The organism is Actinoplanes lobatus (assembly GCF_014205215.1).
GTDB lineage: Bacteria > Actinomycetota > Actinomycetes > Mycobacteriales > Micromonosporaceae > Actinoplanes > Actinoplanes lobatus.
On the sequence record NZ_JACHNC010000001.1, the window covers coordinates 2321726 to 2345771 of the forward strand.

At 70.6% G+C, this 24046-nt stretch carries 23 protein-coding genes and 1 tRNA gene; 13 read left to right on the forward strand and 11 right to left on the reverse strand.

Going from position 1 to position 24046, the window contains the following annotated elements; all coding sequences use genetic code 11:
- Window positions 1-12: 12 nt before the first annotated feature.
- The 4 genes from BJ964_RS10650 (at window position 13) to BJ964_RS10665 (ending at window position 5657) form a co-directional block, all read left to right on the forward strand.
- Window positions 13-2160, forward strand: a complete 2148-nt coding sequence (locus BJ964_RS10650) for a (Fe-S)-binding protein (RefSeq protein ID WP_188120529.1) — start codon at window positions 13-15, stop codon at window positions 2158-2160.
- Window positions 2161-2289: 129 nt separating this feature from the next.
- Complete coding sequence (locus BJ964_RS10655; RefSeq protein ID WP_188120530.1) at window positions 2290-3624, forward strand: hemolysin family protein; 1335 nt, start codon at window positions 2290-2292, stop codon at window positions 3622-3624.
- Window positions 3617-4657 (forward strand): hemolysin family protein, encoded by a 1041-nt coding sequence (locus BJ964_RS10660; RefSeq protein WP_188120531.1) that lies wholly within the window; start codon window positions 3617-3619, stop codon window positions 4655-4657. The genes BJ964_RS10655 and BJ964_RS10660 overlap by 8 nt, the downstream gene beginning before the upstream one ends.
- A 124-nt stretch (window positions 4658-4781) precedes the next feature.
- Window positions 4782-5657, forward strand: coding sequence for a LamG-like jellyroll fold domain-containing protein (locus tag BJ964_RS10665; RefSeq protein ID WP_188120532.1), 876 nt, complete (start codon window positions 4782-4784; stop codon window positions 5655-5657).
- A 92-nt stretch (window positions 5658-5749) separates the two neighbouring features.
- Here BJ964_RS10665 and BJ964_RS10670 read toward each other — a convergent pair.
- A tRNA-Gly gene (locus BJ964_RS10670) sits at window positions 5750-5823 on the reverse strand.
- 53 nt (window positions 5824-5876) lie between these two features.
- Window positions 5877-6383, reverse strand: a complete 507-nt coding sequence (locus BJ964_RS10675; RefSeq protein WP_188120533.1) for a pyridoxamine 5'-phosphate oxidase family protein — start codon at window positions 6381-6383, stop codon at window positions 5877-5879.
- A gap of 91 nt (window positions 6384-6474) precedes the next feature.
- On the opposite strand from BJ964_RS10675, the gene dcd reads away from it, so the two are divergent.
- Window positions 6475-7053: a dCTP deaminase gene (dcd, locus tag BJ964_RS10680; RefSeq protein WP_183225780.1), complete on the forward strand. Its 579-nt coding sequence runs from the start codon at window positions 6475-6477 to the stop codon at window positions 7051-7053.
- A gap of 7 nt (window positions 7054-7060) precedes the next feature.
- Here the strand turns inward: dcd and BJ964_RS10685 are convergent, their stop codons facing one another.
- The gene (locus BJ964_RS10685; RefSeq protein WP_188120534.1) at window positions 7061-7534 is read right to left on the reverse strand and encodes a YcxB family protein; all 474 of its coding nucleotides are present in this window, start codon (window positions 7532-7534) and stop codon (window positions 7061-7063) included.
- A 103-nt stretch (window positions 7535-7637) separates the two neighbouring features.
- Between BJ964_RS10685 and BJ964_RS10690 the strand changes: the two genes are divergently transcribed.
- Window positions 7638-7922, forward strand: a complete 285-nt coding sequence (locus tag BJ964_RS10690; RefSeq protein WP_188126884.1) for a YciI family protein — start codon at window positions 7638-7640, stop codon at window positions 7920-7922.
- A gap of 33 nt (window positions 7923-7955) precedes the next feature.
- Here BJ964_RS10690 and BJ964_RS10695 read toward each other — a convergent pair whose 3' ends face one another.
- The gene (locus BJ964_RS10695) at window positions 7956-8498 is read right to left on the reverse strand and encodes a phosphoribosyltransferase (protein WP_188120535.1); all 543 of its coding nucleotides are present in this window, start codon (window positions 8496-8498) and stop codon (window positions 7956-7958) included.
- A 123-nt stretch (window positions 8499-8621) separates the two neighbouring features.
- Here BJ964_RS10695 and BJ964_RS10700 point away from each other — a divergent pair, with 123 nt between their 5' ends.
- Window positions 8622-9755 carry a PP2C family protein-serine/threonine phosphatase gene (locus BJ964_RS10700; protein ID WP_188120536.1) on the forward strand — a complete coding sequence of 378 codons (1134 nt, stop codon included), beginning with the start codon at window positions 8622-8624 and terminating at the stop codon, window positions 9753-9755.
- A gap of 1 nt (window position 9756) precedes the next feature.
- Here BJ964_RS10700 and BJ964_RS10705 read toward each other — a convergent pair whose 3' ends face one another.
- A complete protein-coding gene (locus tag BJ964_RS10705; protein WP_188120537.1) occupies window positions 9757-9912 on the reverse strand; it encodes a hypothetical protein in 156 nt (51 codons plus the stop codon).
- Window positions 9913-10179: 267 nt separating this feature from the next.
- Between BJ964_RS10705 and BJ964_RS10710 the strand changes: the two genes are divergently transcribed.
- Window positions 10180-12036, forward strand: coding sequence for an acyl-CoA dehydrogenase (locus BJ964_RS10710; RefSeq protein ID WP_188120538.1), 1857 nt, complete (start codon window positions 10180-10182; stop codon window positions 12034-12036).
- A gap of 172 nt (window positions 12037-12208) precedes the next feature.
- Window positions 12209-12463, forward strand: coding sequence for an Ig-like domain-containing protein (locus tag BJ964_RS10715; RefSeq protein ID WP_268248034.1), 255 nt, complete (start codon window positions 12209-12211; stop codon window positions 12461-12463).
- Window positions 12464-12466: 3 nt separating this feature from the next.
- Here the strand turns inward: BJ964_RS10715 and BJ964_RS10720 are convergent, their stop codons facing one another.
- Window positions 12467-12985 carry a SixA phosphatase family protein gene (locus BJ964_RS10720; protein ID WP_188120539.1) on the reverse strand — a complete coding sequence of 173 codons (519 nt, stop codon included), beginning with the start codon at window positions 12983-12985 and terminating at the stop codon, window positions 12467-12469.
- Window positions 12986-13098: 113 nt separating this feature from the next.
- Between BJ964_RS10720 and BJ964_RS10725 the strand changes: the two genes are divergently transcribed.
- Window positions 13099-13374 (forward strand): DUF6458 family protein, encoded by a 276-nt coding sequence (locus BJ964_RS10725; RefSeq protein ID WP_188120540.1) that lies wholly within the window; start codon window positions 13099-13101, stop codon window positions 13372-13374.
- A 37-nt stretch (window positions 13375-13411) separates the two neighbouring features.
- Here the strand turns inward: BJ964_RS10725 and trhA are convergent, their stop codons facing one another.
- Window positions 13412-14089 carry a PAQR family membrane homeostasis protein TrhA gene (gene trhA / locus BJ964_RS10730; protein ID WP_188120541.1) on the reverse strand — a complete coding sequence of 226 codons (678 nt, stop codon included), beginning with the start codon at window positions 14087-14089 and terminating at the stop codon, window positions 13412-13414.
- A 78-nt stretch (window positions 14090-14167) separates the two neighbouring features.
- Here trhA and BJ964_RS10735 point away from each other — a divergent pair, with 78 nt between their 5' ends.
- From BJ964_RS10735 to BJ964_RS10745, 3 genes are read left to right on the forward strand one after another with little or no spacing between them, the layout of a single operon-like run.
- Window positions 14168-14773, forward strand: a complete 606-nt coding sequence (locus BJ964_RS10735; RefSeq protein WP_188120542.1) for a 5-oxoprolinase subunit B family protein — start codon at window positions 14168-14170, stop codon at window positions 14771-14773.
- Window positions 14770-15609: a 5-oxoprolinase subunit C family protein gene (locus tag BJ964_RS10740; protein ID WP_188120543.1), complete on the forward strand. Its 840-nt coding sequence runs from the start codon at window positions 14770-14772 to the stop codon at window positions 15607-15609. The genes BJ964_RS10735 and BJ964_RS10740 overlap by 4 nt, the downstream gene beginning before the upstream one ends.
- Window positions 15605-16363 (forward strand): LamB/YcsF family protein, encoded by a 759-nt coding sequence (locus tag BJ964_RS10745; protein ID WP_188126886.1) that lies wholly within the window; start codon window positions 15605-15607, stop codon window positions 16361-16363. Before BJ964_RS10740 ends, BJ964_RS10745 begins: the two co-directional genes overlap by 5 nt.
- 3 nt (window positions 16364-16366) lie before the next feature.
- Here the strand turns inward: BJ964_RS10745 and BJ964_RS10750 are convergent, their stop codons facing one another.
- From BJ964_RS10750 to BJ964_RS10765, 4 genes are all read right to left on the reverse strand, one after another.
- Entirely contained in the window at window positions 16367-18160 is a 1794-nt protein-coding gene (locus BJ964_RS10750; protein ID WP_188120544.1) for an NHL domain-containing thioredoxin family protein, read from the reverse strand.
- Between the two features lie 93 nt (window positions 18161-18253).
- Window positions 18254-21976: an LppU/SCO3897 family protein gene (locus tag BJ964_RS10755; protein ID WP_188120545.1), complete on the reverse strand. Its 3723-nt coding sequence runs from the start codon at window positions 21974-21976 to the stop codon at window positions 18254-18256.
- 332 nt (window positions 21977-22308) lie between these two features.
- On the reverse strand, window positions 22309-22461 hold the full coding sequence (locus BJ964_RS10760) for a hypothetical protein (protein ID WP_188127576.1): 153 nt from the start codon (window positions 22459-22461) through the stop codon (window positions 22309-22311).
- 186 nt (window positions 22462-22647) lie between these two features.
- A complete protein-coding gene (locus BJ964_RS10765) occupies window positions 22648-24042 on the reverse strand; it encodes a dihydrolipoamide acetyltransferase family protein (protein WP_188120546.1) in 1395 nt (464 codons plus the stop codon).
- Between the last annotated feature and the right edge of the window lie 4 nt (window positions 24043-24046).

Sequence of the window (24046 nt, forward strand, 5' to 3'; positions counted from 1 at the left end):
AGGAGGCACCAGATGGGCATCGCGCAGATAACCGCCACCGTCTTAGCGGGGGTGATCACGGTGGTGGCCGTCTATCTGGCGGTGCGCGCCGTCATGACCATCACCGCGGTGATCCGGCAGGGCCAGCCCGATCCGGCCCGGTTCGCCGAGCCGAAGGTCCGCACCAAGACCATGCTGGTGGAGACCGTCGGTCACACCAGGATGCTCAAGTGGAGCGCCATCGGCGCGGCCCACTGGTTCGTGATGGTCTCGTTCGTCATCCTGTCGTCGCTGGTCCTCGAGGCCTACTTCGAGGTCGTCGACCCGGACCTGGGCCTGCCGATCATCGGACACTGGGTCGTCTTCGGCCTGGTCACCGAGTGGATCGGCATTCTCGGCACGGTCGGCATCCTCTACCTGGTGTTCGTCCGCCAGCGCCAGAAGCCGGGCGCCGTGAAGCGGAGCCGGTTCCTGGGCTCGACCATGTGGCAGGCGTACTTCGTCGAGGCCGTCATCGTCGGCGTGCTGATCTTCGGCTTCCTGATCCGGGGCTTCAAGGTCGCCACCGACACCTTCGAGTACCCGATGTGGGCCACCCCGCTGAGCCACGCCGTCGGCTCGGTGCTCCCGGCCTGGGAGGACGGCGCCACCTGGGCCGCGCTCGTCAAGATCCTCATCTCGATGACCTGGCTGATCACCATCTCGCTGAACCCGACGATGGGTGTCGCCTGGCACCGCTTCCTGGCGTTCTTCAACATCTACTTCAAGCGCAGCCCGGAGAAGCCGGCCGGTTCCGGCCTGGGCGCCCTGAAGCCGATGATGAGCGAGGGCAAGCCGCTCGACTTCGAGGAGGCCGACCCGGAGAAGGACCTCTTCGGCGTCAACCAGGTCGAGCAGTTCACCTGGAAGGGCCTGCTGGACTTCTCCACCTGCACCGAGTGCGGCCGCTGCCAGTCGCAGTGCCCGGCGTGGAACACGGCCAAGCCGCTGTCGCCGAAGCTGCTCGTGCTCTCGCTGCGCGACCACGCGTACGCCAAGGCGCCGTACCTGCTCGCCGGCGGCGGCAAGGACCTGATGGGCGAGGAGAAGGCCACCGAGGCCCAGCTCGCGCACATGGACGTCCTCGCGCTCGCCGAGGGCAACCGCCCGCTGATCGGCACCGCCGAGGAGCAGGGCGTCATCGACCCGGACGTGCTCTGGTCCTGCACCACCTGCGGCGCCTGTGTCGAGCAGTGCCCGGTCGACATCGAGCACATCGACCACATCGTCGACATGCGCCGCTACCAGGTGCTGATCGAGTCGAGCTTCCCCTCCGAGGCCGGCGTCATGCTGCGCAACCTGGAGAACAAGGGCAACCCGTGGGGCGCCCCGCAGAACACCCGCGAGGACTGGACCAAGGGCCTGGACTTCGAGGTGCCGCGGGTCGGCGAGGTCGAGGACTTCGACTACCTGTTCTGGGTCGGCTGCGCCGGAGCCTTCGAGGACCGGGCCAAGAAGACCACCCGCGCGGTGGCCACGCTGCTCAACGAGGCCGGCGTCAAGTACGCCATCCTCGGCGAGGGCGAGACCTGCACCGGCGACCCGGCCCGCCGGATCGGCAACGAGTTCATCTTCCAGATGCTCGCCCAGCAGAACGTCGAGGTGCTGAACGAGGCGCTCGGCGAGAACACCACCAAGAAGATCGTCGCGACCTGCCCGCACTGCTTCAACACCCTCGGCAACGAGTACGAGCAGCTCGGTCTCAAGGTCGAGGTGGTCCACCACACCCAGCTCCTGGCGCACCTGGTCAAGGAGGGCAAGCTCACCCCGGTCCAGCCGATCGAGGGCGACGTCACCTACCACGACCCCTGCTACCTGGGCCGGCACAACCGGGTCTTCGACGCCCCGCGTGAGGTGCTCGGCGAGACGGCCAACCTGGTCGAGATGCCGCGTAACCAGGAACGCTCCTTCTGCTGCGGCGCCGGCGGCGCCCGGATGTGGATGGAGGAGCGGATCGGCAAGCGGATCAACGTCGAGCGCACCGAGGAGGCCCTGGCCACCGGCGCCAAGACGATCGCCGTGGGCTGCCCGTTCTGCTACACCATGATCGGCGACGGGGTCACCGGCAAGGGCAAGCAGGAAGAGGTCGAGGTGGTCGACGTGGCCACCGTCCTGCTCCGCTCGCTCAAGAAGGACGCCTGAAAGATCTCCACCGATGGCCGGTCGCCGTAGGCGGCCGGCCATCGGCCTTTCCCGGGCGGGATGTCACACCCGGCGCGGTTAGTGTGGGACGTCCCGGTCCGGCACAATGAGTGCCGAGGTGAAGCGATCATGGACGGCCTGCTCCTGACCGCGGTGCTCCCGCTGGTCGCGTTCGCGCTACTGACGGGTGGCAACGCGTTCTTCGTGGCAGCCGAGTTCGGGCTGGTGACCGTCGATCGTGCCGAGATCGACGCGCGTGCCCAGGCCGGGGACCGGCGTGCCGCCAAAGTCCGTACCGCCCTCCAGGAGCTCTCCTTCCAGCTCTCCGGGGCGCAGCTGGGCATCACGGTGACCGCGCTGCTCACCGGCTACCTGGCCGAGCCGGCGCTCTCCGAGATCTTCACTCCTGTGGTGGAACCCGTGGCCGGCGCGTCGACCGCGACCGTCACCCATGTGCTCGCCCTGGCCGTGGCCACCCTGATCTCGATGCTCTTCGGCGAGCTGGTGCCGAAGAACGCGGCACTGGCCCGTCCGATGGGGATCGCGCTGCGCACCACCACCCCGCTGCGCGGCTTCTCGACCCTCTTCAAGTGGCTGATCGCCGCGCTCAACGGCACCGCCAACTGGCTGGTCCGCCGGCTCGGCATCGAGCCGCAGGAGGAGCTGGCCAGCGCCCGCTCGCCGGAGGAACTCGGCCTGCTCGCCGCGATCAGCGCCTCGGCCGGCGCGCTGCCGGCCGAGACCGCCACCCTGATGCGCCGGACCATCCGGTTCGGCGAGAAACGGGCGGCCAAGGCGATGACGCCACGCGTCGACGTGGTCGGCCTCAAGACCACCGCGAGCGCCGCGGATCTGATCACGGTGGCGCGCGAGACCGGCCATACCCGATTTCCGGTGTACGAGAACACGCTCGACGCCGTGACCGGGGTGGTGGGCGTGAACGAGGCCCTCGGTGTGCCACCCGAGCGCCGGGCCGCCACTCGCGTCTCCACGCTGGCCAAGGAGCCGGTCTACGTGCCGGAGAGTCTGAGCCTGGACAAGGTGCTGGAGGCGCTGCGGGCGGCGGGCGCCGACCTGGCCATCGTGGTCGACGAGTACGGCGGCACCGACGGCGTGGTCACCACCGAGGACCTGGTCGAGGAACTGGTCGGGGAGATCGCTGACGAGTACGACACCGACCTTGCCGAGACGGGCACACAGGAGCTGACCGCCCCGGGTGGGGAGAAGACGTTCGTGGTCGACGGCCTCCTGCGGGAGGACGAGGTGCATGAGCAGACCGGCTTCCGGCTGCCCGAGGGGCCGTACGAGACGCTTGCCGGCTTCCTGCTCGCCCGGCTCGGCCACATCCCGGTCGCCGGGGAATCGCTGGAGGAAGACGGGTGGGAGTTCACCGTGATGCAGGTCGACCGGCACCGGATCGAGCAGGTCCGGGTGGTCGCGCCGGCGGAGAGAAGCGATGACTGAGCTTCTGTTCGTGGCGGTTCTGCTGATCGGCAACGGGCTGTTCGTGGGCGGTGAGTTCGCGCTGATCGCCTCCCGGCGTACCGCGCTGGAACCGCTCGCCGAGACGTCCAAGGCCGCCCGGTGGGCGTTGTCGGCGATGAACCAGATCCCGCTGATGATCGCCGGTGCGCAGCTGGGCATCACGATCTGCACGCTGGTCCTCGGCGCGATCGCCGAGCCCACGGTGGCGCATCTGCTGGAGGGCCCGTTCTCACGCATCGGGCTGCCGGACAACGCGGTGCACCCGATCGCCTTCGTGCTGGCGCTGATGATCGTGACGTTCCTGCACACGGTGGTCGGCGAGATGGTGCCGAAGAACATCACGCTGGCCGGCCCGGAGCGCTCGGCGCTCATCCTGGGCCCGTTCATGCTCGCCTTCTGCACCGCCACCAAGCCCCTGCTCAACGCGATGCGCTGGGCGGCCAAGGTGATCCTCCGGATCTGGAGGATCGAGACCACCGACGCGGTGAAGACCGTCTTCACCGCCGAGGAACTCGCCGGCATGGTCACCCAGGCGCGCAGCGAGGGCCTGCTCGGCTCGGAACAGTACGCCCGGATCCACGCCGCCCTCGGCCTCAACAACCGCACCGCCGGCGACACGCTGCTGCCCTGGTCCCGGGTGACCACGGTGGCGGACGACGTGTCACCGGCCACCCTGGAGGCGGTGGCCACCCGCAGCGGCCGGTCGCGCTTCCCGGTGGTCCAGCGCGAGACCCGGCGGGTGCTGGGCTTCGTTCACATCAAAGACGTTCTCGGGTACGCCGCGACGCAACGCCGGCTGCCCATCCCGTCCGAGGTGATCCGCCCGCTGGCCGTGGTGCCGCCGGACCGGGGCCTGGCCGACCTGCTGCTCACCATGCGCCGGGACCGGCTGCACATCGTCCTGGTCAGTGACGGGCGGCGGCCGCTCGGCGTGATCACTCTGGACGACGTGCTGCACGCAGTGATCGGTGAGCCGGCCGGCGCCTCGCACCCTGCGGCCCGGGCGCGATGACCGGCGTCATCCCGGATGGGTTCTCGGCGGTTCGGTTGACCACGTTCGAGGGAACTTCCGGGGAATCGCTTGCGTCACGGAGTTTCTGTTAGCGATATAAGCGGCAATCCGGACAATGAACCCCATGCTTCACTCCTGTCGGCGTGCCCTGCCGATCGGCACCCTGTCCGCGGCCCTCGTCCTGGCCTGGGTACTTTCCCTCTCGCAGTACACGCCCTCGGAAGCCGGCGTGGCCGATACGACACCGACGCCCTCGGGCCCGGCCGCTTCGACCGCCCGGGCGGTGCCGGGCTTCCTCAGCAACGCCGGCGCCTACTCGGTGCCGGTGGTTCCCGGCCGGATCCGTACCGCCGGTGGGCCGCTCATCGTCCACTACGACTTCGACGACGGCGTCGGCCACCCGATCGCCGACGCCGCCGGTGGTCATGAGCTACGACCGCTGGGCCAGAACGGCGGGGTGCTCCGCCTCGTACCCCAGGGGTCCGGTCTTGCCGTCGCCTACCCGGACCGATGCACCCTGCTGAGGGAACGCGAGTGCCCCCGGGCGATCCTGGAGGGGGCGCGCGACGACAGCTTCAATCCCGGGCAGCGTCTCCTGCGCTACGGCGCGTCCATCCTGATGACCCACGCCGACCTCGCCGACGGCGCCAACGTCCTCCAGAAGGGCTACTCGGTCGGCGGCGTCAGCCAGTACAAGCTCCAGGTCGACCACCGCCAGGGCCACCCCAGCTGCGTCATCGCCGGCCAGCGGGCCCGGATCTACCGCGCCGAACCGTGGATCGACGTGGCCGACGGGGCCTGGCACGACCTCGAATGCCGCCGCACCGCCGACCGTCTCTTCATGTTCGTCGACGGCGCGCCCCGGGCCTCCGTCCCCGTGCCGCCCCAGGTGTCGATCGCCAACGCCGAGCCGCTGCGCATCGGCGGCAAGGGCCCGGGCCAGGGCAACGACCAGTTCGCCGGCGAGATCGACGACGTCTTCGTCCACATCGGCGGCTGAGCCGGGACCGGCGGTGTGGCGTGTCCGGAAGGGACGCCCGGAGAAACACGGAAGCCCTGGCGGACATCGGTCCAGGCCAGGGCTTCCGTAAGTGGAGCGGGTGACGGGAATCGAACCCGCGCTGTCAGCTTGGGAAGCTGATGTTCTGCCATTGAACTACACCCGCAAGCTGCCTCACTGTACCTGATTAACCGTCTCGGTGGCGGCACCGCCCCGCGATCAGCTGGCAACAGCGAGCGGGCGCCGTAAGCCGCGCGGCGCCCGCCAGGTCTGGGCGTAAGCGGGCACGAACGGGGTGGCGGCCAGCGGGAGCGCGCCGGCCGGGCCGTGCCGGCGCAGCATGGCGGTGTCGACGGTCAACTCGAAGAGCCGCCAGTCGACGTCGGGCGAGGCGTGCAGGGCGCCGGACAGCCGGGCGACCGTGAGCGGGTCACGCACCGGGACGGCGCGGCCGGTCAGGCAGGCCTCGTCGTCGTTGTCCTCCGGTGGATAGGCGTGGAGGGCGTAGCGGCCGTCGCGCTCGATGTCGCGGCGCTTCGGTGAGTCGACGATGAAGCAGAACAGCCCGTCGTCGGTGAAGACCGGCGAGACCGGGTGCAGGCGAGGGCCGCCGTCGGGGCGGATGGTCGCCAGGTAGCCCATGCCGGGACCGTACTGCTCGAGCAGCGCGCGGATGCCGTCGGCGAGCGCCGGCTCGGCGGTGGCGAAAGCGGACCAGGAAGCCATGCGGGCATTCTATCGAACATCTGTTCGAGTCGGCCACCGAACACGCCGATCCGGGCAGATCGGTATCCGGGCAGGTCGGTATGGTGGCGCAATGCTCCTTTCCGACCGTGACCTGGTCGCCGAGATCAAGACCGGTGGCCTCTCGCTGGAGCCGTTCGAGCCGACGCTCATGCAGCCGTCCAGCATCGACGTCCGGCTGGACCGCTTCTTCCGGGTCTTCAACAACCACCTGTACACACACATCGACCCGGCCGAGCAGCAGGACGAGCTCACCGCCGCGGTCGAGGTGGAGGACGGCCAGCCGTTCGTGCTGCACCCGGGTGAGTTCGTCCTGGCATCGACGCTCGAGGTGGTCACCCTCGGACACGACCTGGCCGCCCGGCTGGAGGGCAAGAGCAGCCTGGGCCGCCTCGGCCTGCTCACCCACTCCACCGCCGGCTTCATCGACCCGGGGTTCTCCGGCCACGTCACGCTGGAGCTCTCCAATGTGGCGAACCTGCCGATCAAGCTCTGGCCGGGGATGAAGATCGGCCAGCTCTGCATCTTCCGGCTGTCCAGCCCCGCCGAGCACCCGTACGGGTCGGACGTCTACGGCTCCCGCTACCAGGGGCAGCGCGGGCCCACCGCGAGCCGGTCCGCGCAGAACTTCCGGACCTGGCCCACCCGTTAGAGGGAAATCAGCGGCGGTGCACCCGTAGGCCACCGGCCGAGGCGGCGCTCAGCACCTGCTCGATCTGGCCGGGGCTGAGGCCGGCTGTCGGCACCGGTACGAAACGGGCGCCGCGCAGACTGAAGAGCAGCTGCCCGGACAACTCGTCGACGGAGCGGAAGGCGCGCCAGGCGTACGCGTGCCGGCTCTCCGGGCTGGAACTGGCGACGCCGCCCTCGGTGATCTCGTAGGTGGTCAGCTGTCCGGGCCGGAAGGTCCGGACAGTGCCGTTGAGCAGAACCGCCGGAACCAGCACGGCGAGGCCCGCGCCGACAGCGAGCAGCACCGGGTCGAGGTCGCCCGTGACGGCCAGCAGCAGCGTGGCGGCCAGCAGGAGCAACCACCCGCCGAGCCGGGCCATCAGCACCGGCCGGCGCAGGCGGCGCCGGGTGGCGGCCGCGATCAACACCGGATCGGAAACCGCGGTGAACTGAATCTGCACCCCTGAAAGGTACTTTTCGTCGGGTGGGGCCGGTATTGCCCGGTCGGCTGCCTCGATCGGGCCGTCGGTCCTCGGCTGGACCTACGATGGCGGCGTGTATCTCATGATTTCGACGTACCTGAAGCCGCTCGCCGAGGTGGACGAGGCCCGCGCCGACCACCTGGCCTTCGTCACCGAGCTGGAGGAGGGCGGCTACTCGGTCACCGCCGGCCGGCTCGACCCGCCGACCGGTGGCGTCATCCTGCTGGACGTGGACACCGAGGCCGAGGCCCACGAGCTGCTCGCCAAGGACCCGTACGTGCAGCGTGGCCTGGCCTCCTACACCGCCACCGGCTGGCACCCGGCCCGTGGCGCCCTCGCCGGTTACCAGCGCGTGCGCAAGAGCTGACCGGACGGGTGCCCGTCCATCGTGGTGGACCGCCTACGGGTCGAGATCCGTTCCGGTCAGGAGGCTCCGGATGCCCAGCTCGGCGCTGACCACGGGCGGGCACTCGTCGACGATCACCGCGGTTCCCACGTAGGCCGCGCCGAGCAGGCCCCGCAGGCCCCGGGCCTGGGCGCCGGTGGCCGCCCAGTCGTCGACGACCAGCGCGCGGTCGGCGTCGCCGACCAGGTTCTGCCGGATGCCCAGGCGCTGTGCCTCGCCACGATGGTCGGCCGGGATGTCGGCCCAGATCATCGGCTCGGCGATGGCCCGGCGCGCGCCGGCCCGGTACGCCTCGACGAAACCCACCCCCAGCGCCCGCGCCACCAGCGGGCCGACCATGAATCCGGTGACCTCGGGTGACACCACCACCGTGGGGCGCTCCGCCGGGAAGAGGCCGGCGAGAGCCGGTCCGAGCCCGTTCAGGATCCGCGGGTCACGCCACCAGCCGGAGCGATCGCTGACCATGTAGTCGGTGCCGGGGCCGAGGTCGGTCCAGCGGAACGTGGAGCGCAGGAGATCACGGAGATCATCGGTCACGCGGACATCCTGTCACCGGCTGTCGCCCTTCTTGGACCGACCGAATGACGCCGAACCCGACGGTGGGCCAGAACCTGTTCAGCCTACGGGTCAAGTTGATGCCCGACGTGTGGTCGATCGGGCATGCTGTTCCGCGGAACCATGCATACTTTTCTGCCGGGCCGACGCCCGCTGAGCCCAGGGAACCGCGCCGGACTCGGCGCGGCCCTCGTGCTGCTCGCCGTCGTGTCCGCCGTGGAGGTCGCCGACGGCCCACAAGAGGTGAATTTCGTCGGCTTGCTGGCGATGGTTCCGTTCGTGGCCGCGGTCTTCGCCGTCTGGCAGGTGGTGCTCGGCGCCGGACTGCTGGCCACCGCGGTCGGCGCGGTCTTCGTGGGCGTGGGCGGCGGGCAGATCGGGATGGCCGGTCTGGTCAATCTGACGGGCATCATGCTGGCGACCGGTGTGGCTGCCGCCGGAGCCACCATCCGGCAACGGCAGTCCGAGCAGATCACCGAGCTGCTACGGCTCGCCGCGGTGGCCCAGCAGGCGGTGCTGCGGCCGATCGGGCCGCAGGTGGGCGCCCTGGCGGTGGCAGGCCGGTACATCTCGGCGACCGCGGCGGCGGACATCGGTGGAGACCTCTACGAGGCCCTCAACACGCCGTACGGGGTCCGGATCATCATCGGTGACGTGCGCGGCAAGGGCCTGGACGCGGTCCGGCTGGCGAGCATCGTGCTGGGGTCGTACCGGCACGTGGCGTACGAGCGTGCCGATCTGAAGCTGATCGTGGAGGACCTGGACCGCGCCGTGGCCCGTAGTGTCGGCGACGAGGACTTCGTGACCGCCGCGCTGGTCGAGGAGCGCGGCGGCACGCTGACCATCGTCAACTGTGGACATCCCGCGCCGCTGCTGCTGCGCCGGGGTCAGGTCATTCCGCTGGAGCCGCCGGCGCCGGCCCCGCCGCTCGGCTTCATGCCCGAGGTCAAGCCCCGGGTGGAGCGCCTGGAGCCGGGTGACCGGTTGCTGCTGTTCACCGACGGTCTCGGCGAGGCGCGCCGGGAGGGCGAGTTCTTCCCGACCGCCGACCGTGCGTGGCGACTGCTCGGCCACGGCACGGTCGGCGACGGGCTGGCATCGCTCGAGACCGCACTGGTCGACTGGGTCTACGGCCGTCTCGAGGACGACATCGCCCTGGTCCTGCTGGAGTACGCCGGTCCGGACGGCGGCGCTGCCGTCTCGGTGCCGAGCTGGGAAGTCGGAGCCGCGGGCAGCTGACTCAGGCCGCGTCTTTCTCGGGTTCGACCGGTGCGGCCGGTGAGGTCGGGGCCGGAGCGGGCGGAAGCTGGTCGGGTTGACGATGCCGGCCGATGTAGTTGCGCGGTTGGTTCGCTTGGCGCGGCTCCGGAATCAGGCTCTTGATCGTGGCGAACATGGCGTCCCCCTGTTCGTGGCTGTCTATCCGGTGAAACGAACCATTCGGGTCCTCGATACGTGATCCGAGCGTCGAAGTAGGCAAATGGCCGAACGGCTGTCCCGCGATCCACCTGATCGGAGACGTTTGGCCCGCGAACCGACGGACAGGCGGCTCTTACCGGTCGGCACATCCGAAGAACGCTCCCGGCTTGTCGCAAGCTACCGATGAGTAATACAGTGTGGTTACTGACGGGTAACTCGCGTCCGGAGAGCGGGGCCAAGCACCATGACGCACTACAAGAGCAACCTTCGTGACCTCCAGTTCAACCTGTTCGAGGTCTTCGGAGCGGAGAAGTCGCTCGGCCAGGCGCCGTTCGACGAATTCGACCTGGAGAGCGCCCGCGACGTGCTCGCCGAGGTCGACCGGCTGGCCCGGGAGGATCTCGCCGCCAGCTACACCGACGCGGACCGCAACCCACCGGTCTTCGACCCGGCGACGCACACCGCGCCGCTGCCGGAGTCGTTCAAGAAGTCCTTCGAGACGTTCATGGCGTCCGAGTTCTGGCGGCTCGACCTGCCGACCGGCCTGGGTGGCACCCCGGCGCCGCGGAGCCTCGTCTGGGCCGTCGCCGAGCAGATCCTGGGGTCCAACGCCCCGATCTGGATGTACTCGTCGGGTCCCTCCTTCGCCAACGTCATCTGGCACGAGGGCACCGAGGAGCAGCGCGAGTGGGCCAAGCTCTTCGTCGAGAAGCAGTGGGGCTCGACCATGGTCCTCACCGAGCCGGACGCCGGTTCGGACGTCGGCGCCGGCCGTGCCCGCGCCATCGCGCAGCCGGACGGCTCGTGGCACATCGAGGGCGTCAAGCGCTTCATCACCTCGGGTGAGCACGACCTGACCGACAACATCATCCACTACGTCCTGGCCCGCCCGGTGGGCGTCGAGGGCGTCGGCGGACCCGGCACCAAGGGCCTCTCGCTCTTCATCGTGCCGAAGTACCACTTCGACCCGGCCACCGGCGAGCTCGGTGAGCGCAACGGCGTCTACGCCACCAACGTCGAGCACAAGATGGGCCTCAAGGTCTCCAACACGTGCGAGATGACCTTCGGTGAGCACGGCACCCCGGCCAAGGGCTGGCTGCTCGGCGAGGTGCACCAGGGCATCCGGCAGATGTTCCTGATCATCGAGAACGCCCGGATGATGGTCGGCACCAAGGCGATCGCCACCCTGTCGACGGGCTACCTGAACGCGCTCGAGTACGCGAAGAACCGCGTCCAGGGCGCCGACCTGCTGCAGAGCGGTGACAAGGACGCCCCGCGGGTCGCCATCACCCAGCACCCGGACGTACGCCGGTCGCTGATGACCCAGAAGGCCTACGCCGAGGCGCTGCGCGCCCTGGTCATCTATACGGCGACCTGGCAGGACAAGGTCGCCATCGCGGAGGCCGCCGGCGACGAGAAGGCCGCCAAGCAGGCTGCCAAGATCAACGACTTCCTGCTGCCGCTGGTCAAGGGCGTGGGCTCCGAGCGGGCGTACGAGCTGCTCGGTGCCGAGTCGCTGCAGACCTTCGGTGGTTCCGGCTTCCTCCAGGACTACCCGCTGGAGCAGTACGTCCGGGACGCGAAGATCGACACCCTGTACGAGGGCACGACCGCGATCCAGAGCCTCGACCTGATCTTCCGCAAGATCGTCAAGGACAACGGTCAGGCGCTCGGCGTGCTGGCCGCCGAGATCCAGGGCTTCGTCGAGAGCGAGGCCGGCAACGGTCAGCTCAAGGACGAGCGGCTCGGCCTCGGCAAGGCGCTCGTCGAGATGCAGAACATCCTCGGCATCACGCTGGGCTGGCTGCAGGCGGTCGGCAACGGCGAGGCCCGCGAGCTCTACAAGATCGGCCTGAGCTCCCGCCGGATCCTGCTCGCCCTCGGTGACGTGGTCCTCGCGTGGCTGCTGCTGCGCCAGGCCGAGGTCGCCCTGAACGCCCTGAACGGCGAGGTCTCCGAGGCGGACAAGAAGTTCTACACCGGCAAGGTGGCCGCGGCCCGGTTCTTCGTACGGGAGATCCTGCCGCGGATCGGCGCCGACCGCCGGATCATCGAGAACACCACCCTCGACCTGATGGACCTGGACGAGGACGCGTTCTGATCAAGCTTTTCCCACTCTCCTGAAAAAAGACGAGAGCCTGGCGGACAACGACGTCCGCCAGGCTCTCGTTTTTTGGTCGAAGGGTCTACACGGGACGTGGTGATCTGGTTCGCGACCCGAGCTCAGGCCCGCGGGGTGAGCCCCGCCAATCAACGCCGGGCCGGCTCTGGCGATCACCAAGGCCCCGAAGAACAAGGCGAAGATCAAGGGCACGACCAAGGTGTACGTGAAAGCCTCGGACGGCAGCGGGATCGCGCGGGTCGAGTTGATCGCGAATGGGAAGGTCGTGGCCCGGGACTACACCGCGGGCTACCTGCTCGGCTTCGACGCCAGTAAGCAGAAGAAGACGATGAAGGTTCAGGTCAGGGCGTACGACAAGCTCGGCAACGTGAAGTACACGAGCACCCGGACCTGGTACCGGAAGTAGGGTTCAGCCGCGGGCGGTGTGCGAGCGGGTCAGGCGCATCGCCCCCGGTTCGGCCTGCGACCAGGGCTGGTCGCCGCTGTGTACGGCCAGTCCGGAGGTGCGCATCTCGACGACCGTGCCGGTGTACTGCTCGTCCGGCACCAGCAGGGCGGACACTTCGGACATGGTCGGATTGTGGCCGACGACGAGGATCGTACGAATGGTGTCTGAAACGGCCCGGAGCAACTCGAAGACCTCGCCGCCGCGACCCAGATAGAGCGACTCCTCGTAGTGCACCTCGGGTGCCGGCCGGGGCTCGGGGCCGCTGCTCAGCGCGATGGCCGCGTTCTGCCAGGTCTGCCGGGTGCGCTTGGCGGGGGAGCAGATCACCAGGTCGGGGTGCAGTCGCTCGTCGGCCAGCCAGACGCCGGCCGCCTCCGCGTCGGCGACTCCGCGGGGCGCCAGGGCGCGGTCGTAATCGTCGAAGTCGCCGGGGGTTTCGGCCTTGGAATGGCGCAGCAGGATGAGCGTCCGCGTGGTCATCGGTACAGCTTGCCTGATTGGAATGTCATGCGGGCGGGTAACGCTCGATCGACGCATTCACCACGGTCGAGCGGCGGCGCCCGGCCGGGCGGACACCAATCGAGGAGGGTCCGATGGGCATCGGCGCAAGCATTTTCCTGCTGGCTCTGGGGGCGATCCTGGCGTTCGCCGTGGAGGCGGACATCAGCGGTCTCGACATCGGCGTGATCGGCTGGATCCTGATGCTGGCCGGGCTGGCCGGTCTGGTCATCACGCTGGCGTTCTGGGGTAACCGTCGCCGTACCGTGGTGACTCGTACCCGGCAGCCGGTCGCCGGAGCCGATTACACCGAGTATCGCGAGGTCCGACAGGACGACGTCCCGCCGCCGCCTCCCCCGGCGTACTCCTGAGATGTGCGAAGGCCCAGGCTGATGCCTGGGCCTTCGCTCACGCGTACAGGGCGAAGTAGACCGCGATGTGGTGGCAGATGGCGGCCACCAGCGTGCACGCGTGGAAGAACTCGTGGTGCCCGAAGACGGTGGGCCAGGGGTTGGGCCGGCGCAGCGCATAGAAGACGGCGCCGACCGTGTAGATCGCGCCGCCCACGATGAGCAGGACCAGGCAGGTCACCCCGCCGACGTGCAGCACCTCCGGGATGATCGCGACGGCCACCCAGCCGAGTGCCACGTAGAGCGGGGCTCCCGCCCATCGGGGCAGGTGCGGCCAGACCATCTTCAGCGCGACGCCGCCGATGGCGCCGCCCCAGACCAGGCTGAGCAGGACGACCTGCTGCGTGCCCTCCAGGAGCAGGACGCAGAACGGCGTGTAGCTGCCGGCGATGAAGATGAAGATCATCGAATGGTCGGCGCGCCGCATGATCTGGTAGCCGCGCTCGCTCCAGACCCGGCGGTGGTAGAGCGCGCTGGTCCCGAAGAGCCCGCACACCGTGACGCTGTAGAGCAGGCAGCTCACGAACGGGGCGATGCCGGGGCGGCTCAGCGCGATCGAGCTGAGCACGATGCCGCAGACCGCGGCGACGAAGAACGCGTACTGATGTAACCGGCCGCGTAGTCGCGGCTTGCCGAGGTCGGTCGGCGACATCCGGAACGGGGCTGAGGTCGTCACGTCACCCAGGTTACGGCACCGTAGGTTACTAACGGGTAGTGACGCAGGATACGGTTGACGCTGCCGGATGATTTCCCCATGAAGATACGACGGGTGGGGACCGCCGGTTTGCTGATCGAGTGCCCGGACGCCCAACGGGTCGAGGATTGGCGGGCTGAGCTGTGGAAACGTCGTGCCACCGGTGAGCTGCGGGTGGCGGAGATCGTGCCCGGCGCCCGTACCGTGCTGCTCGACGGAGCGGCTCCCGGGACCGCGGAGGCCCTGCCCGGATGGGAGCCGGCGCCCGGCAGAATTCAGGCCGAAGGGCCCCTCGTGGAGATCCACACAGTCTTCGACGGCGAGGATCTGGAATCGGTCGCCGACCTGTGGGGGGTCACCGTGGACACGGCCGTGCGCCGCCTGGTCGAGACGCCGCTGAGCGTCGCCTTCTCCGGCTTCGCGCCCGGTTTCGCCTATCTGCGCGGGCTCGCCGACGAGTGGGCGGTCCCCCGGCTCGCCGCTCCGCGGCCTCGCGTGCCGGCCGGATCGGTCGCCCTCGCGGGTGGCTACGCGGGCATCTATCCCACGGCCTCGCCGGGCGGGTGGCGGCTGGTCGGCCGGACGGATCAAAACCTCTTCGATGTACGACGTGAGCACCCGGCTCTCCTTACCCCCGGGACCCGGGTACGACTGGTGGCGATGTGATCACCGTGCTGCGGGCCGGCCCGCTCACCACGGTGCAGGACCTGGGCCGGCCGGGGTGGGCGCATCTGGGCGTACCCCGCTCGGGTGCCCTCGACGCGCCCGCCCTGCGGCTCGCCAACCGTTTCGTCGGCAACCCCGACGACGCCGCCGGGCTGGAGACCACGATGCTCGGCTGCACCCTGCGTTTCGAGCGGCCCGCGCTGGTCGCCGTCACCGGTGCGGTCGCCGACATCGACGTCGACTCCCGGCCGGTCGAGCGGCTCCGTGGCTGCCAGCTCTTCGAAGTGCCGGCCGGTGGGGTGGTCGACGTGAAGCGGGCCACCCGGGGAGTGCGCTCCTACCTCGCGGTGGCCGGCGGGATCACGGTCGAACCGGTGCTGGGCAGCCGCTCGACGGACACGCTCTCCGGACTGGGCCCGGCCCGCCTGGCGGACGGGGACACACTGCCGGTCGGCGTCCCCGCGGCGGCGCCCATGCTGGTCGGGGAGCCGGCACGGCCGGGCGGGGAACTGGTTCTCGGGATCCGCCTCGGGCCGCGCGACGACTGGTTCGACACGAAAGGGCTGTTCGGATCCCCGTACCGAATCAGCCCGTTGAGCAACCGGGTCGGAAGCCGGCTGGCCGGCACCGCCCTGACCCGCACCCGGGCCGGCGAATTGCCCTCCGAGGGCGTGGTGCTCGGCGCCGTGCAGGTCCCGGCGGACGGGCAGCCGATCATCTTCCTGGCCGACCATCCCACCACCGGCGGGTATCCGGTCATCGGGGTGATCGACGACGTCGCGCCGCTGGCCCAGGCGCAACCGGGGACTACCGTGAGGTTCCGTGAGCTGGATTGACCTGAACGCGGACCTCGGCGAGGGCTTCGGCGCCTGGCGGCTGGGTGACGACGACGCCCTGCTGGACGTGGTGACCTCGGCGAACGTGGCCTGCGGCTTCCACGCCGGTGATCCGTCCACGATGCACCGGGTGTGCCGGACGGCCGTCGCGAAGGGCGTCGTGATCGGCGCCCAGGTCGGCTACCGGGACCTGGCCGGATTCGGGCGACGGCGGATCGACTACGACCACGACGAACTGCGGGACGACATCCTGTACCAGATCGGGGCGTTGGAGGCGTTCTGCCGGGTCGCGGGAGATCGGGTGCGATATGTGAAGCCGCACGGCGCCCTCTACAACACCGCGGCGGTCGATCCCGAGCAGGCGTCGGCCGTGGTGGACGCCGTGCTGGCCTATGACCCGGCGCTTCCCGTGCTCTGCCAGCCCGGCTCGGAGCTGGCCAGTCAGGCCCTGAACCGGGGCCTGACCGTCGTCGGTGAGGGCTTCGCGGATCGCGGCTACCTGCCGGACGGGCGTCTCGTGCCGCGTTCCCGGCCGGACGCGCTGGTCCACGAGCCCGGTCAGGTGGTCCAGCGGGCGGTGCGGATGGCCGCCGACGGTTCGGTGACGGCCGTCGACGGCTCCGCGGTGCCCTGCCCGGTCCGGTCGATCTGCCTGCACGGCGACACACCGGGCGCGGTCGAGTTGGGCCGGGCCGTACGGGACGGACTCCGTGCCGCGGGGCTGGAGGTCCGTCCCTTCACCGGTGACCGTTAGGGGTTACCCGTCCATGCCGCGGAGGATCAGCGGCAGCCGGTCGGGCCCGCTCGGGTCGATCACGATCGGCACGCCCCAGTCCTGACGGGTCAGGTGGCAGGCGCCGAACTCGGCATCCACATCGCACGTCGCGGCCTGGGCGACGACCTGGAGCACGCCCTTCGGCACGTCCGGGTTGAGCACGATTTTTCGCGACAAGTCGGTGGTGGTGCCTTCGCCGTCCAGCAGCAGTTCGGCCGGGGACGCCGACACCACCAGCCGCAGCGGCGACCCGAACTGGAAGTCCAGCTTCTGGCCCGGCGCGGGCGTGAAGATCACGTCGAGGGTGACCTCGCCCGGGGCCAGGTGCGACGGCGGGCGCTCGGTTCTGTGCCGCTCCCCGCTGACCGTCTTCACCACACCCGGGGCCAGGCGGATCAGCCGGTGCGCGGCCGACTCCACCACGATGACCTGCCCGCCCCTGGTCACCAGGACATCGCTGGGCTCGGCGACACTCGCATCCACCGTGGACACCTCGGCCTTCACCGGGTCGAAACGGCGGACCGCGCCGTTGTAGGTGTCCGCCACCAGCACCGAACCGTCGGCCAGCGCCGCCACACCGAGCGGGTGCTGGAACAGCGCCTCACCCGCCGGGCCATCCACGTGACCGAAATCGAACAGGCCCTGGCCGACCGCGGTGTGCATCACGCCGTCCTCGACATACCGCAGCGCCGACGTCTCACTGTCGGCGATCCACAGCCGCTTCCCGTCCGCGCTCACCGACAGACCGCTCGGCTGGGCCATCCACACATCCGGCAACGGGCCGTCCCGCAGCGCCTCGACCGTGGTGCCCGCGTAGACGCCGACCGTGCGCTTGATCGGATCGAACCACCACAGCTGGTGGATGCCGGCCATTGCGATGATCACGCGGTCGTCGTACCAGGCCAGATCCCACGGCGACGACAAATCGGCGGCGAGGGAGTCGTGGGCGTGATCGTCGACCGCCGACCGCCACGGACGACCGGAACCGGCCACCAGCGTGATCTCCCCGGTCTCCAGGTTCAGGCCGCGCAGCTGGTGGTTGACCGTGTCGGCGACCACCACGTCGTAACCCGCGGTTCCGGCCACCGCCTCGGGCAGCAGAACCAGACCCTGCGGCTCGCTGAACGGCTCACCCCGGACCTCACTGCCGAACCGGCGGACCAGCGTCTCACCGTCCGCGGACAGTTCGGCAAGCGAGTGCCGGGCCGAGTCGGAGACCAGCAGATTCCCGTTCGGCAGCTCGATCGCCTTACCCGGGAAGCGGAGCAGGCTCTCCGGGGCGGGCGGAGGAACGTACGGGCCGTCACCGCGGTGCAGGGTGCCGTCCGCCTCGTGCTTCACGATCAGCTCGTCGATCAGCCGGGACAGGCCCTCGGCGTGCCCCTCGCCGGCCATCGAGGCGACCAGGTAGCCGGCCGGATCGACCACGGACAGCGTCGGCCAGGCCTTCGCGGCGTACTGCTGCCAGATGTGCATGTCCCCGTCGTCGACGACCGGGTGATGCACGCCATACCGCTCGACGGCGGCGGCCAGCGCCACCGGGTCACGCTCGTGCTCGAACTTCGGCGAGTGCACGCCGATCACGACGAGCGCGTCGCCGTACTTTTCCTCAAGCGGCCGCAGCTCATCCAGGACATGCAGGCAGTTGATGCAACAGAACGTCCAGAAATCCAGAACCAGGATTTTTCCCCGCAAATCGGCCAGGGTGAGGGCCTTTCCGCCGGTGTTGAGCCAACCGCGACCCTTGAGTTCGGGCGCACGCACGCGAAATTCCATCCGCCCATGGTGCCTCACGGTGCCTGATAGCTTCGCTTCGCTCCGCGGCAAAACGCTGGGCCTGATGGCGCCACGGAGCGAAGCGAAGCCGAATCAATTAGCTTTCAGGCACAGGACCTGGTCGCCGTTGTCCTTGGGGACGACGATGTAGGGCTGGGTGGCGTCGGCGCACTGGCCCTTGGCGTTGACGATCGAGACGACCTCGAACGTGCCCGCCTCCGAGCAGGGGGCCACCACGGGGCTGCTGCCCTCGCGCTTGACGCATTCGCCCTGGGCGACCTTGAACTCCTCGTCGCCCATGCCCGAGATCAGGTAGACCAGGCCGAACACCGACGCGAGCAGGATCGCGGCGCCGAGTACTACGGCGAGGGCCACCGGCACGGTCTTGACGTTCGGCTTGGCGGGCGGGGGTGCGGCCTCGGTGGCCTTGAACTGGTCGAATCGGCCCTGCTCTTCGGCGGGTCCGGGCCAGCTGGTGGTGTCCTCCGGGCCGGGCGGCGTCACCGTGGCGCGGGCTGCCGGGCTGTTCGGGTAGGCCCCGCCGCCGGGCTGCTCACCGGGGAGTGGCGGCAGCGCGGGCGCCGGAACGTACGGCGAGTTACCTCGGCCGGACACGTCCGTGGTGTGCTCGTTGTACTGGTCCGGCAGGCCGCTCGGAGCGTTGCCCCGGCCGGCGATGTCGGTGGTGAGGTCGCTGTACGGCGCACCGAACGCCGACGATCCGGGCATTCCGGGACCGTTCGCGCCCGGGAACTGCGGGGACCCCGGCATGGTGGGCTCGCCTGCCCCCGGGTAGGGGGACCCGCCCTGTCCCGGGAACTGCGGCGTTCCGGGCGTGCCTGCTCCGGAGAACGGGGAGCCGGGCATGGTCGAGTCGCCCGCTCCTGGGAACGGGGAACCCGGCATGGTGGAATCGCCCGCTCCTGGGAACGGGGAGCCCGGCATGGCCGAGTCGTTCTGTCCAGGGCCCTGCGACGACCCGGGCATCGCGGGGCCGCCCGGTCCGGGGAATTGCGGGGAGCCCGGCATCCCAGAACCGCCCTGGCCGGGGAACTGTGGCGAGCCCGGCATCGAGTACGGCGAAGCGCTGCCCATAGCCTCCGGCGGCGAGACCCGCGCGCTGGCCGTTGCCCGGGCGGTTGCCCGAGCCGGGGACTGCGGAGCGACACCGGGAGCGCCGGGGCCGTCACCGGGCGCCGGCGGGAAGCCACCGAAACCGTCACCGGCCGGACCGCCGATACCGTCCCGGCTGCTCGGGGGGAATCCGTCCGACGGGGCTTCGCCGTCCGGCCGCGACGGCGGCGGGATAGAAGCGCGCCCACTCGGGCCACGATCGTCGGCGCCACGCTGGGGCAGTCCGAAGCCGCCGTCGTTCTGCGGTGCGTAACCGCCCGAGGCACCGTCGCTCGGCTGCGGCAGCCCGAAGCCACCGTCGTTCTGCGGTGCGTAACCGCCCGAGATGCTGTCGCTGGGCTGGGGCTGGCCGAAGCCGTCAGAGGAGCTTTCGCCCTGCTGGGCCAGGCCATAGACGCCCGAGGGACCGTCGCCCGGCTGGGGTCGCCCAAAGCCGTCGGACGAGCCGTCGCCGGGCTGGGCAAGGCCGTAACCGCCAGACGAGCCGTCACCCGGCTGGGCAAGGCCGTAACCGCCAGACGAGCCGTCACCCGGCTGGGCAAGGCCGTAACCGCCTGAGGGGCCGTCGCCCGGCTGAGGCCGGCCGTAACCGCTTTCGCTCTGTGGCGGCAGGCCGTAACCGCCCGAAGGGCTTTCGTCCTGCGTGGGCAGGCCGTAGCCGTTCTCGGTCTGCGGCCGGGTCAGAGGGAACCCGCTGGACGGGCTTTCGTCCTGCTGGGGCAGACCGAAGTCGTTGGCCACGCCGAACGGGCTCTCCGGCTGCTGGCCCGGAGTGAAGCCGCCGAAGGAGCCTTCCGGGCCGTCACCGCCATACGGCGAAGCCGCGGCCGGAGAGAACGGAGTCGCGCTGTAACCGCCGGACTGCGCCTCGTCCGAACCGGTTTCCGGTTCGGCCACCGGCGCCGGGCGACCGTAGACCCGGGCCTGCGGGGCCGGGCTGGGCGGCGGAAGCTCGCCGGCCTCCGGCGGGGTGACCCGGACACCGGGCACCGAAGCGCTGGCCGTGACCGGCCGGGCCGACCCGACCACGGGCTTCAGACCCGGGTCGCGCGGCTGCGGCACCGCGGACGAGGCGTTCTGCGAATCCCCCTGCGACAGCGAGGCGTTCGCCTCCGCGTCGGCACCCGCCACAGAACCGTTCCGGTCGTCTGCGGGGAAGGAGGCGTCGGCGCCAGGGAACGCGACGCGGGAGTCGGCGCCCGGGAAGGGGGCGTCGGCACCGGGTAATGCGGCACGGGAGTCAGCCGCCGGGAAGGAGGCGTCGGCACCGGGGAACGCGGCACGGGATTCGGTCCCCGGGAAGGAACCGCGCGGGTCAGCGCCCTGCGAGCCGTGAAGGCCGGGCCCGGGGAAGGGCGGAAGGGAGTTGGGTCCCTCGGGCTCCGGGAACGGAGCACGCAACTCCGGACCGGATCCTGGGAACGAACCACGCTGGTCCGGCCCGGCGAGCGAGTTGAGCGGGTCCGTCGCGGACGGGGCGCTGTGCATGCCGGCCGCCGGTACGGTGCCGCCGGAGGAGAGCCCCGCGCCGGGGATGCGCTGCGGGAAGCCGGAACCGCCGGCCGGGTCGCCGGCGGGCGCCTCGGACTGGGCGCCGCCGAACGGCTGCTGGCTGCGGATCGGCAGGTCGAGGCCGGGCGTGGAGCCGTTGTCGGTCTCCACCTGCGGACCGGCCGGGGCACGCAGCGGGAAGCCGCCGCTGTTGCCACGCCGGGACGGGAAGCTGTCGGAGGCCGGGCGGGCCGAGGCCGGATCGGTCGAGGTCTCTGCGGGCCGGGCGCTCTGCATCCAGCTGTTCTGCGCGGGTCCGGCTGTGAAACCCGCCGGACCGGGCGCGGAGCTCGCCGAGCCGGGCGCGGAGCCCGCTGACCCGAGCGCGGAGCCGGAGCCTGCCTGGCCGGCGACGGAACCCGCCTGGCCGGACCTGGAACCGTCGGGAAGATCGCCGAGGCTGGCGCCGGGCACGCGGATCGGCTGGTCGCCGAAGGCGGAGAACGGGGTATGGCCGAGGCCACCGTCCTCGGGCGCGGTCGCACCGGGCGTCCGGGTGGGCAGTCCGCTGGCGCTGAGCTTCAGCGGGGCGCCACCGGCCGGATTGTCGGCGGCGGGCGCGGCGGGCGGCGGCACCGACGCGGAGGCTTGCGCGGCCCGGCCGGCGGGCGGGAACGCGGCCGCGGAACCGAAGGAGGCCGCGGAGCCGGGCGCGGAACCGAACGAGTCCGGTGAGCCGGGCGCGGAACCGAAGGAGGCCGCGGAGCCGGGCGCTGCGGGCTCGGCACCGGACGGCGCCCAGGGCGAACCGTCAGGCCGGGCCCCGTAGGTGCCGGAGGCGGGACCGTACGGCGATTCGGGCGACACCGACCCGTACGGCGAGGCGCTCCCACGCTGTGGCTGCTCGTCACCGTCGGGCTGCGGCACGCGGGCGGAACCGTAGGAGGTGCCGCCCTGGCCGGCGCCGGCGCCGAAGGTGGACACGGCCGGCACGACGAACGGCGAGCCCCCACCGGGGGTGCTGACCGGCGGCGGACCGTAGGAATTGGGGAAGCCCTCAGCGGGCGACTGGGCCGCCGAGGCCCGGCCGGCGATCCGCTGACCGTCGGAATCGTGCGGGAACCCGCCCGACGTGGGTCCGCCCGACGTGGCCTCGGCCGGCTGACCGGCGTTCTGCCCCTCGGACGTCATACGCGCCTCCTCATCGATGCGGCCGTGCCAGCTTTGCACGGACGCGGCCCCACCGGCGACCTTCCGCCAAAGGGCCGTGCCAGCTTTCCGGCCTGGCCGTGCTGGGTCCGTCGCGGACGGTTAACCGCCGGTGGCCCCGGTCTCCGCACCGACCGGCCGTGCCGGGTTGGGGACCGTGCCCACGGTACCGGGCGTGCGCGGCGGGAGGAATCCCGGTGTACGCCCGGAGGTGACGAGTGCCCGATCTTCAGAAAGTGGGATGTGACACGAAACGGCCCGCCCGGATGATCCGGACGGGCCGTTCGACGTGGTAGCTGCCCTGATGGGTGAGATCAGTAGGGGCGGCGCTGGGCGAGGATCGCGAGCTCGTCACGCATCGCCTGCGTGGGCGCCGACTGGAGAGCGCGGTCGATGGCGCGGTTCTCGCGGCTGATCCTGCGGCGCTGGCGGAAACGGTCGATCATGTTGTCCATGGCGGTGCTCACTTCCCCGGCGGTGGCCGGCTGTCGGTCTGACGCCGCCGCCTGTCCGCTTGTGGCGGACCCCCCGGCGCACGTCCCGGTGTTGACTCAATTATGCGTCTCCACCGCGGACGTGGCCATCGATTCAGGGGGTGATTCGGGTCATGAGCCTAAGGATCGAAAGTCCGGCGCCTAACAGGCCGAAAGACCCTAGGTCCAACTGAGCAGCGTCGCCTCCGGGTCCTCAAGGAAGGCGCCGATGTCGCGCAGGAACCGGGATCCCAGCTCGCCGTCGATGATCCGGTGGTCGAAGGAGAGCCCCAGCGTGGTCACCTCGCGGATCCGGATCTTGCCCTTGTGCACCCACGGCGTCGGCCGGATCGCGCCGAACGCCAGGATCGCCGACTCGCCGGGCGGCAGGATCGGCGTCCCGGTGTCGATGCCGAACACCCCCACGTTGGTGATCGAGAGGGTGCCGCCGGACATGTCGGCCGGGGGTGTCTTCCCCGACTTCGCGGTCCGGACCAGCTCGTTCAGCGCTTCGGCGAGCTCGCGCAGGGTGAGCCGGCCGGCGTCCTTGACGTTCGGGACGATCAGCCCGCGCTCGGTCGCCGCGGCGATGCCGAGGTTCACGTAGTCCTTGACCACGATCTCGCCGGTCGCCCCGGACCAGGACGAGTTGACCATCGGGTGCCGTTTGACCGCGAGCAGCACGGCCTTCGCCACCAGCAGCAGCGGCGAGATCCGGGCGCCCTCGAACTCGGGACGCTTCCGCAGCTTCTCCAACGCTTTCATCGAGCGGGTCACGTCGACGGTCAGGAACTCCGTGACGTGCGGCGCGGTGAACGCGGACGCGACCATGTTCTCCGCGGTCAGCTTCCGCACGCCCTTGATCGGGATGCGCTGCTCCCGGGAGCCCTCGACGACCACGGGAGCCGGGATCGACGGCTGGGAAACCGCCAGATGTACGTCGTCCCGCGTCACCGAACCCAGCGGCCCGGTGCCGGTGACCGTGGTCAGGTCGACGCCGAGGTCTCGGGCCAGCTTCCGCACCGGGGGCTTGGCCAGTACGGGACCGGTGCGGACGACCGCCGGGCCTACGGGTTCGGCCGGACGGACCTCGGCAGCCGCCGGAGGCGGGGTGGGCGTGGTCGCGGTCGTGGGCGCGACGGGCGTACCGATGCGGGGTCGTCTTGTGGCGCTGGTGGTCCGCGGGCCGTAACCGACGAGCACAGCCGTGCGCCCGCCAGGTGCCGGTCCGCCGATGAGGCCGGCCTCGGCCTCGTCGGCGGCGGGCGAGGAAGCCGGCGCCGGCGAGGAAGCCGGAGCCGGCGGCGGGGAAGACGGAAGCGGCGAGCCGGGCTGCGTGTCGATGGCGATGATCGGCTTTCCGACCTCCACGACCGTCCCGGCCTCGTGGAAGATCCGGGTGACCACGCCGCCCCATTTGGCGGGGATCTCGACGGCCGCCTTGGCGGTCTCGACCTCGACGATCGGCTGGTTCAGCTCGATCTCGTCGCCGACCTTGACCAGCCAGGCCAGGATCTCGCCCTCGGTCAGTCCTTCACCGAGGTCGGGCAGGTTGAACTCCTTGATCCGCGACATCGGC